Source organism: Protofrankia sp. CiP1_Cm_nod3 (assembly GCF_982290655.1).
In genome coordinates this window covers 8286-18054 of the sequence record NZ_CEVIVD010000020.1, presented here as the reverse complement: position 1 = coordinate 18054, position 9769 = coordinate 8286, and the positions used below count along the sequence as shown (strand labels likewise).

Annotated in this window: 7 protein-coding genes and 1 pseudogene; 7 read left to right on the top strand and 1 reads right to left on the bottom strand. The window is 73.9% G+C overall.

The window, feature by feature from the left end; translation table 11 throughout:
- A pseudogene (locus tag AC5LUJ_RS06560) lies at positions 1–196 on the bottom strand (hypothetical protein); the annotation flags it as partial.
- A 69-nt stretch (positions 197–265) separates the two neighbouring features.
- Here AC5LUJ_RS06560 and AC5LUJ_RS06555 point away from each other — a divergent pair.
- From AC5LUJ_RS06555 to AC5LUJ_RS06525, 7 genes are all read left to right on the top strand, one after another.
- Positions 266–1270 carry an ATP-binding cassette domain-containing protein gene (locus tag AC5LUJ_RS06555; RefSeq protein WP_493464629.1) on the top strand — a complete coding sequence of 335 codons (1005 nt, stop codon included), beginning with the start codon at positions 266–268 and terminating at the stop codon, positions 1268–1270.
- The gene (locus AC5LUJ_RS06550) at positions 1267–2112 is read left to right on the top strand and encodes an ABC transporter permease (protein ID WP_250291187.1); all 846 of its coding nucleotides are present in this window, start codon (positions 1267–1269) and stop codon (positions 2110–2112) included. Before AC5LUJ_RS06555 ends, AC5LUJ_RS06550 begins: the two co-directional genes overlap by 4 nt.
- A 235-nt stretch (positions 2113–2347) precedes the next feature.
- Positions 2348–5593, top strand: coding sequence for an FtsK/SpoIIIE domain-containing protein (locus AC5LUJ_RS06545; RefSeq protein WP_493464633.1), 3246 nt, complete (start codon positions 2348–2350; stop codon positions 5591–5593).
- Positions 5590–6639, top strand: a complete 1050-nt coding sequence (locus tag AC5LUJ_RS06540; protein WP_493464628.1) for a hypothetical protein — start codon at positions 5590–5592, stop codon at positions 6637–6639. Before AC5LUJ_RS06545 ends, AC5LUJ_RS06540 begins: the two co-directional genes overlap by 4 nt.
- A 59-nt stretch (positions 6640–6698) precedes the next feature.
- Positions 6699–6962 (top strand): hypothetical protein, encoded by a 264-nt coding sequence (locus AC5LUJ_RS06535; RefSeq protein ID WP_131790223.1) that lies wholly within the window; start codon positions 6699–6701, stop codon positions 6960–6962.
- Positions 6963–7642: 680 nt separating this feature from the next.
- Positions 7643–9163 (top strand): alpha,alpha-trehalose-phosphate synthase (UDP-forming), encoded by a 1521-nt coding sequence (locus AC5LUJ_RS06530; protein ID WP_250287095.1) that lies wholly within the window; start codon positions 7643–7645, stop codon positions 9161–9163.
- 220 nt (positions 9164–9383) lie between these two features.
- Entirely contained in the window at positions 9384–9578 is a 195-nt protein-coding gene (locus AC5LUJ_RS06525) for a hypothetical protein (protein ID WP_250287093.1), read from the top strand.
- Positions 9579–9769 lie beyond the last annotated feature (191 nt).

Genomic DNA, 9769 nt, shown 5'->3' with positions numbered 1-9769 from the left:
CCGTGGCATCCGCCGTGGTATCCCCGGGGTGGCCGAGGGGGTGGCCGAGGTGCGCGCGGCTGCCGGTGCCACCGCTGTTTCCGCCGCCGCCGCCGACGGCCCGCGCCGGCCCCGCGCCGGCCCCGGGCCGGGCCGCCGGCCGGACGATCCCCGGCCGCGCGGGGAGGGCCCCGGGAGAGCGGGTGAGAGCCGCCATACGCGCGCGGCCGGCAGGTCACTTCGCGGTTCCCGGAGTTGTCGGTGGCGTGCCGTACGATCGCCAACTGTGTCTGACAAACCCGCTGTACTCGCGCGCGACCTGCACAAACGCTTCGGCGCGAGCGTCGCGCTCGCCGGTCTGGATCTCAGCGTGGCGGCTGGGACGGTGCACGCGGTCCTCGGTCCGAACGGCGCCGGCAAGACGACCGCTGTGAGAATTCTCACCACTTTGTTGCGTGCCGATTCCGGGCATGCCGAGGTTCTCGGTCTTGACATCAGCCGACACGCGGACGAGCTGCGCTCCCGGATCGGGCTCACCGGTCAGTACGCCGCCGTCGACGAACGGCTCACTGGCCAGGAGAACCTGGAGATGTTCGGCCGGCTCTACCGGCTGTCGGCCGTTTCGGCGCGGGCCCGTGCCGAAATCCTGCTGGAGCGTTTCGACCTCACCGATGCCGCCCGCCGGCAGGCCGGCACCTATTCCGGTGGTATGCGCCGGCGGCTCGACCTGGCCGCCAGCCTGATTCTCGCGCCGCCCATGCTCTTCCTCGACGAGCCGACGACCGGGCTCGACCCGCGCAGCCGGATCCGGATGTGGGAGGTCATCGAGGAGCTTGTCCGGGACGGCGCCACCGTCCTGCTGACAACACAGTACCTGGAGGAGGCTGACCAGCTGGCCCGGCGCATCTCGGTGATCGACGGTGGCCGGGTCATCGCGGAGGGCACCGCCGACGACCTGAAGTCGCAGGTGGGTGGGGACCGCCTCGACATCGTGATCGCCCGGGGCGGGGACGTCGACGCCGCGCGCGGCGTGCTGGCGCGGTTCGCCTCCGGCGAGGTGAGCGTCGACGTCGACCGGCGACGGCTGAGCGCGCCGATGAACCGCGGCGCCGGTGTGCTGCCGGAGCTGATCCGCGGCGTCGACGAGGCGGGCGTGACCCTCGAGGACATCGCGCTGCACCGGCCCACCCTCGACGACGTCTTCCTGGCGCTCACCGGCCATCACGCGCGCGACGGGGACGCGGTCGCGAACCCGCACGAGAGCACCACCGAGGAGCTGGTGACGACATGAGCACCATCAGTGGCGACGCTGCCGTCGCCGCCACCGCCGCCACGGTCCGGCCGGTCGAGGGCCGCGGCCGGCTCGTCTGGTCACTGCTGGACGCCTGGGTCATCTGCCGGCGCAACCTGATCCAGACCTGGCGGGTGCCCGAGCTGCTGGTGTTCTCCACGATCCAGCCGGTGATGTTCGTGCTGCTGTTCGTCTACGTGTTCGGCGGCGCGATCAACGTCGGGCCCGGGGTGGACTACGTGGACTTCCTGATGCCCGGGATCTTCATCCAGACGGCGATCTTCGGCAGCATGGTGACGGGTGTCGGGCTCGCCGAGGACCGTCAGCGTGGCCTGATCGACCGGTTCCGCTCGCTGCCGATGTCGCGGGGCGCGCTGCTGGCCGGCCGGACCCTCTCGGACCTGTTCCGCAACGTGTTCGTAGTCGTGATCATGCTGCTGGTCGGGGTCGCGGTCGGGTTCCGCTTCGGTGACACCACCGTGCCCGCGGCGCTGGTCGGGTTCGCCCTCATGCTGCTGTTCTCCTACGCGTTCTCCTGGGTGTCGGCGGTGATCGGGCTGTCGGTGCGCAACGCGGAGGCGGCGCAGTCGGCCGGGTTCATCTGGGTCTTCCCGCTGACCTTCGCCAGCTCCGCGTTCGTCCCGGTCAGCACGATGCCGGGCTGGCTACAGGCCTTCGCCGAGCATCAGCCGATCACCGTGACGATCGACGCGACACGGGCGCTGTTCCTCGGCGGCCCGGTGGCCTCCGCGCTGGTCCAGTCGCTGGCGTGGTGCGCCGGGCTGCTCGTCGTCTTCGTGCCGTGGTGCGTCAGGGCCTACCGCCGCTCCACCGGCGGCTGACCGGGCGACAGCCGCCAGCGGCCGGCCCGCCCGGGCGGGCCGGCCGGCACCGCGGATGCCGAGCCGCCCGTACTGGACCACCCCCGCCTGGCCCGGGCACGATATACGGATGTCCGCGTCCGGTAGCGTCACATCCGCGGACGCCGTCGGAGTCAGGGAAAACCCCGCCCTGACCGGATCTTGCCATTAGGTTGGTGCTCCGTCGTGGCATCGGTGTGAGCGCGGGGAGGTCGTGGTGTCGGGCACTCGGCGGGTCCGGACACTCGTCACCGGCATTCAGACATGCCTGGGCGAGGCGTTGAGCCTTGCCGACCAGCTGGACGCGCTGGCCGACCAGGTCGAGCGGCCCGACGCGGACGGGCCGGTGCCGGGCGGGCCCGCCCGCCCGCATGCCCGGCAGGGCTCATCCGTGGATGTCTGGCACGCCGTCCCGGACGCCGCCGACGCGCAGGTGCCGGCCGCGGTCGGGACGGCCGCCGCGATCGCCCGCGGGCAGGCGCCGGGCCTCGCCAGCGCGCCCTGGTCGTCCCCGCTGTGGCCGGTGCCCGGGGCGGCCGAACGGGCGCCGGGGAACGGGGCCACCACCAGCCTGCCCGAACTGCCCAGCCCGCCCAGCCTCCCCGAGCTGCCGGGCCGCCCCCGGCCGGCGGCGGCCGGGCAGCTCTACCGGCCGGGGCTGTGGCGGGTGGGCCGGGCGCTCGTCCCGCCCCTGCTGCCCGGCGGGCGGACCACCGAGGTGCCGCTGGCCGTCAGCCTCCTCGACGGCGGCAACCTGCGGATCGTGGTGGACCGCGGCCGCCGGGCCGAGGGTGTCGGTGTCGTACGGGCCCTGCTCACCCGGGTGCTCGCGGCGGCACCGCCGGGATCGGTCCGGGTCACCGTCTACGACCCCCACGAGCTCGGCGCGGGGCTCGCCGGCTTCGCCCCGCTGCGGGCCGCCGGCGTGGTCAGCCCCACCCTGACCAGCCGGACCCGGCTGGAGAGCGCGCTGGGGGAGCTGTCCGCGGACGTCGGGCGCATCACCGTCGACCGGCTCGGCGGCCGGTTCGCCTCCCTGCGGGAGCGGGATGCCGCGGGCCTGCCCCGGGCCGAGCCGTGGCGGCTGCTGGTGCTGCTGGCCTGGCCGTCGCTGGCCGATGACGCCGCGCGGGCGCTGGAGGCGGTCGCCGCCCAGGGGCCCGCGTGCGGCGTGCACGTGATCGCGCTGGTGGAGGACGGCGGGACGGCCGTCGTCGGCCGTCGGGGGCACGAGACGCTGACCGGCGCCGAGACCCTGCGCGTGGCCGGGCCCGCCGGGGATCCCGCCGCCGGCGGCCTGTTCGCCGCCGGGGACGGGCCCGACGGCGACGGGGCCCCCACCGCCGGCCCGACGATCTGGAGCTGTTCGCTCGCCGGGCCGTTGGAATGCGAGCTGGACGACCCGCCGCCGCCGGAGCTGGTGGCCGCGGTCGCCGAGTCCGTCGCGGCCGCCACGGCCGTCGAGGCCGCCCGCCCCCCGGACGCCCGGGCGCTGCTGCCCGACACGCTGTGGAGCTTGGACGCGGCCGGTGGCCTGAGCGTCCCGGTGGCGTTCGGCCCGGACGGCCCGGTCACGCTCCGCTTCGACGACGACACCGTCCACGCGCTCGTGGGCGGGCAGGCCGGCTCGGGCAAGTCGACGCTGCTGCTCGACGTGGTGTACGGGCTGGCCGCCCGCTACGCCCCCGAGCAGCTGCGCTTCCACCTGCTCGACTTCAAGGAGGGCCTGGAGTTCGCCCAGTTCGCGCCCCGGGCCGGCGACCCGTTCGTGCTGCCGCATGCGGACACCATCGGGATGGACAGCGACCGGGAGTTCGGTGTCGCCGTGCTGCGCCACGCCCGCGCCCAGATGCAGCGGCGGGCCCTGGCCATGCGGGCCGTCGGTGCCCGGGACCTGCGTGGCCTGCGGGCCGCGCGGGGCGGCGCCGGCTGGCCGCGGATCCTGGTGGTGATCGACGAGTTCCAGGTGATGCTCACCCCGCTCGACGCGGTGTCGCGGGAGGCGGTCTCGCACCTGGAGGCGCTCGCCCGCCAGGGCCGCGCCTACGGCATCCACCTGCTGCTGGCCAGCCAGACGCTGTCGGGTATCGACGCTCTGGACGCCACCGCCGGCAAACGTGGTTCGATCTTCGGCCAGTTCGCGTTGCGGATCGCGCTGCGTACCTCGATCTCGGAGTCCCGGGTGCTGCTGTCGACCACCAACGAGGCGGCGGGTGCGCTCGCGGGCGTGGGGGAGGCCATCGTCAACCGGCGTAACGGCCACCCGGCCGGCAACGAGCTCGTCCGGGTGGCCTACCCCACGCCGGCGGTGCTCACGTCGCTGCGCGCGAGCCTCGCGCGGGCGGGCGCTCCCGGCGCGCCGGGCCGTCCCGGGCCGCGGGTCTTCGTCGGCCACGCGCCGGCGGTCCTGGACGACAACCCGCTCTACCGGTCGCTCGCGGGCGCGCCCGTCCCGGTCGAACGCGCCGAGCGGGCCGGTGCCGCCGACGTCGCGGTCCTCGAGAGCGCCCACGAGGGCAACGCCGGCCACGGTGGTGCGCCCGACACGGCCGGCGGCGTGACCGGCGCTGTGACCGACGACGCGGACGCCGCCGGGGCGGCCGAGCCGCTGGCCCTGGTGGGGGTTCCCCTCGACCTGCATCCGGCGGCCGTCGGGGTGCGGCTGTCCCCGCTGCCGGGACGCAGCCTCGCGGTGCTCGGGCCGTTGCGCCGGGAAGCGGTCGGGGTGCTGCAGGCGGCCGTGGTGAGCGTCGCCGGCCAGGCCGTGCAGGGCGGTGTACGGGTCGACATCGTCGCGGTCACCGCCGAGACCACGCAGGCGGCCGAGGTGCTCGCCGGCCGGGTCCGCGCCGTCGGGCAGTCCGCTCGGGTCCATCCGCCGGCGGCGTTGCGCCGGGTGCTGCGGGAGGTCAGCGACGAGGTGCGGGAGCGGGAGGACGCCGCCCTGGCCGGCGCGGCCGGTACCCCCTGGCCCGGTGACCGGTCCTACGAGCGGCTCGCCCGGCCGGTGCGGCTGCTCGTCCTGTTCGCCGCCGACGCCGGGCGGGCCGTCCTGGAGGCCAAGGAGCCCCCCGCCCGCCGCTCGGGCCTGGACGACCTGCGTTTCATCACCCGCCGGGGCCCTGGCCAGCGGGTGCACCTGCTCGGCTGGTGGCGCGGCCCGGGCCGGCTGCTCGACGACCTCGGCCCGATGCACCGTGACGACGTGGGGGCGTGGGTCGCGGTCGGCGTGCCCGCGAGTGACCTGTTCAGCCTGGCGGGCAACCGGTCGGTCACCGCGGGGACGGGCCCGAACCGGGCGGTCCTGTTCGACCGGAACGGGTATGCGGAGGCCCGCACGATCGTCCCGTTCTCACCGTTGCCGGCCCAGGCCGGGCCGGCGGCGGCGGTGACGGGCGACCAGCGGCACGACCGGGAGCACGGCCGGGACGGCCGGGAGCCGTGGAGGAGGCTGCCGGGTTGACCGGTGCGCCCGCGACCCACGAAACGAGGATCATGGTTGACGTGCCCGACCAGCCGGGTGGCTTCCTCGCCGTACCGGAGGCTGAGCCAGGGTGGCGGGCCGACGCCCGCCACGAGCCCGCCCTGCGCGATCCCGACCTCGACGACCCGCTGATCGCGGCCGTGCGCTACCGTGCGTTGCTCGACGAGCTCACCCAGGCCAGGAACAAGGTGGAGGACCGGATGTCCGCCGGCCGGCAGCGGCGTGCCGAGGTCGCGCGGGCGCACCGGGAGTCGGCGGAGGCGATCCGCGCCGAGGTCGACGAGGTGTGGCGGGTGGTGGCCGAACCGCTCGCGCACCACGGGATCAGCAGCCTCGACCAGCTCCGGCCGCCGCCGGTGGAACGGGCCGGCGACGTCCCCGCCGTCGCCATTCCCGATCATGACACGCCCGGCTATGACGTTCCTGGTCACGCCTCCGGCCGTGACGTGCCCGTCGTCGCCGGGCCCGGTGGCCGGCCGGTCGCCCGGGCCCAGCACCGCCGGGGCGAGCCCGGGCAGGCACGCCCGGCCGCCGCCACGCCGCAGCGACGGGTACGTGCCAGGCAGGCGGCCGCCGCCGGCACGGCGGCCGCGTTCGAGCCGTCCAAGGCACCACGGCGAGCCCACGAGCTGTGCATGACCGCGATGGGGCACGCCGCCGAGCTGCGGGCGGTCACACGGTCCGGTTCGTCGGCCTCGGCCGCGGTCGTCATCGGCCTGGGCTGCCTGCTGGTGGCCGCCGGGGTGACCGTGCTGCGGGCGCTGGCCGGGGTCGAGGCGCTGCCGGCCCTCACCGGCGCCGCCGTGGTCACCGCCTTCTGCGTGGCGGTGGCGACCGACGCGGCCCGGGTGGAGGTTGCCCGCGCGGCGCTGCTCGGGGCCGGCACGGCCGGTGCCGCGGTGCTGGCGACCGCGCGGATGGTGTCGCTGGACCCGACCGACGTGATCGCCTCGCTGGTGGCGCTCGTGCTGGCGCTGCGGTTCGGGCTCGGGGTCGGCGCTCCGCGGCATCCGCAGCGGAAGTGACCCGGCCGCCGGCCGGCGGGATACAGGAGCGGATATGACAGAAGAAGGGCAGGACCTCCGTGACGAGCACCATCGCCGACGTCAAGTCCCAGCTTGGTGAGGCGTTCCGGCGTACCGACGAGGTCACCGGCCAGCTGGACGGCGCGCTGACCATGATCGAAGAAGCGCAGGCGATCGTCCTGGCGGCGACCGACGGCAGCGCGCACCGCGCCGTGGAGCAGCTGACCAGCGCGCTGCTGGAGACCCGGGAGCGTATCCAGGACTCGCTGGCGGCGCTCGGGTCGGCGGTGCAGGAGGTCCGCGACTACAGCGACAGCCTGTAGGGCGTCCGTCCCGGCCGGCCGGTTTCCCCCGGGCTGGGCCGCGGACGGTTCTCCCGGGGCAGCCGGCGTGCGGGGCAGCCATCGCCCGGCCGCCCCGCACGCCGGCCGGAACATGCCGTGAGCGGCTGCCGCGCCGCGCGGAAGCCCGGCACGTCCAGCGCCGCCGCGCCGAACACAGCCTGAACACAGTCCGAATACAGCCCGAACATGCCGTGAACGGCTGTTGCCGATCGCCGTCCGTGTCGGCCGGCGTCCACCACAGGGCCGCCACGGGGTGGCGGGCCGTCGTGGCCCGGCCGGGATCAACCGGACGTATCCGGATCGGCTGTGCACGAATACCGACAAGAGTTATATTCTCCGTAAGCGGGTGTCCGCTGTCGGTCGCCGGCGTGTCGTAGGTGAGGGCCCGGGTAACAAGTCCGCATGTTCCCTGCAACCCGATGCATCTTTAGCGGGCCTCACTAAAGTCCGAATCATCCAGAGACGCCGAGGGCGAAGCGATCATGTTGCCATCGCGCAGCCGGAGGTCCGCGGGGATGTTGGCGCGTAGGCGTTCACCGGCCTGACGGCCGTCCAGTGCCACTGCCATGTGCGGCCAGAGGGTCGTGAGAGCGGCGCGGGAAGGATCTTTCCGTACCGCCGAGGTCCCCACCGTGGATCACTAAGGAGGCCCCACCACCGTGCCGGCTACCCCCATCCTTAACCTGCCGCTGGTGCTGCTGTCCAACCGCGGCCCGGTGAGCTTCGACCGTGACGTGTCCGGGCGTACCGTCAACCGCGGGGCGGGCGGGCTGGTGTCAGCCCTCTCCGGCCTTGCCGAGCACCTGGACGACGCCGTCTGGGTGTGCGGGGCGTCCAGCGAGGAGGACGCCCTCGTCGCCAGCGAAGCGCACGGCAGCTCGATTCTCGTGCAGACCTCTCCATACCCGCACGTCGTCGAGGACGAACCCGACGGCCCCGCGATCCGGGTCCGGCTGGTCACCACCGACCCGGCCGCCTACGCGGACTTCTACAGCGTCTGGTCGAACCCGATCCTGTGGTTCGTCCAGCACGGGCTCTACGGCCGGGCGCTGTCACCCGTCCTCACCCAGGCCGAGCACGACGCGTTCGACAACGGCTACGCGGCGGTCAACCGTGTGTATGCGGATGCGGTCGTCGACGAGGTCCGCGCCCGCGGCGGAAAGGCCCTGGTCCTGTTGCAGGACTACCACTTCTACCTGGTGGCCGAGCGGGTCCGCGAGCAGTGCCCGGACGTCGTGCTCACCCATTTCATCCACATCCCGTGGCCGGGGCCGGACGAGTGGCGGATACTGCCGGCCGGTATCCGGGAACGGCTGCTGCGCGGCCTGCTCGGCAGTGACGTCGTCGGCTTCCACACCCGGCGCTACGCCCGCCACTTCGTCCTGTGCGCCCAGGACCTGCTCGGCCTCGACGTCGACCTGGACAACCTGCTGGTCTTCGTCGGCGACCGGGTCGTGCGGGCCCGCTACTACCCGATCTCGGTGGACACCGCCGTCCTGGAGGCGACGCTGAGCACGGAGGAGGTCGCCGGGCACGTCGCCATGCTGAGGTACGCCTTCCTCGACGGTGACCGGCGGCTGATCCTGCGGGTGGACCGCACCGACCCGAGCAAGAACGTCGTGCGGGGCTTCCTGGCCTTTGGCGCGCTGCTCGACCAGTATCCGGAGCTCGTCGGGAAGGTCAGCTTCCTCGCCCTGCTCCAGCCCAGCCGCACCGACGTGCCCGAGTACGCCGACTACATCGCGCTGATCGGCGCGGTGGTGGCGGAGATCAACGCCCGGCACACCAAGGACGGCCGGCAGCCCATCGACCTGCGGATGGCCGAGGACTTCCCGCTCGCGGTGGCCGCCTACTCGATCTGCGACGTGATCCTGGTCAACGCGCTGGCGGACGGCATGAACCTCGTGACCAAGGAGGTCGCGGTGGTCAACCGGCGCGGTGGCGTGCTGGCCCTGTCGGAGAACGCCGGCGCCCACGAGGAGCTGGGGGAGTACGCGGTCACCCTGCATCCCTTCGACGTGCAGCAGATGGCGGACGCCCTGTACGAGGCCCTGACCATGCCGCTGGAGGAGCGGCAGCGGCGGCTGGCCGCGGCGGCCGAGCAGGTGCGCACGCACGACGTGGGACGCTGGCTGAGCGACCAGCTCGACGACCTCGCCCAGCTCGCCGGCTACCTGTGAGAACCCGCGGAGGACCCGTCCGAGGACTTGCCTGAGGATGAGGACCTGGCGTTAGGGCCCCGCCTGAGGAGCCGCGCCGAGCCCGGGTCCTGACCCGGAACCGGTCCGATCATTACCGTGGGTGACCGGCGGGATTCTGCCGTGGCTTACCGGTAGTCTCGGTCGGTGACAGCAGCCGCCGTCGGGGTTGGCTGATCGTTGACGGGCTGAGGAGCTTTACGTGGCAAGTTCCAGCGGTCACCACAAGGCGAACGCGGGTTCGTGGACCGCGGTTTTTCTGATCATTGCGGCGTTCACGGTCGGCGTCTTCGCTCTCGCCCTGCACTCGGTACCGCTGTGGATCGTCACCGGCGTGGCCCTGGTCGTCGGCCTGATCACCGCCGTCGCCTCCCAGATCATGGAACAGGCGTACTGACACCCGCACGCACCCCGCATGCGCCCCGCACGCACCCCGCGATCGCGGGGGACACCCGGAAGAACAATCATGTCTGCCCGGTCCGGCCGGGCAGGCTCCGCCGCCGCGCACGGCGGCTGACAACCGCGCCGTAGGCCGATGCCCGCGGCCCGCGGCGCGGCATGAGGCGTCCTTCGTCGTCCTTCTTCGTC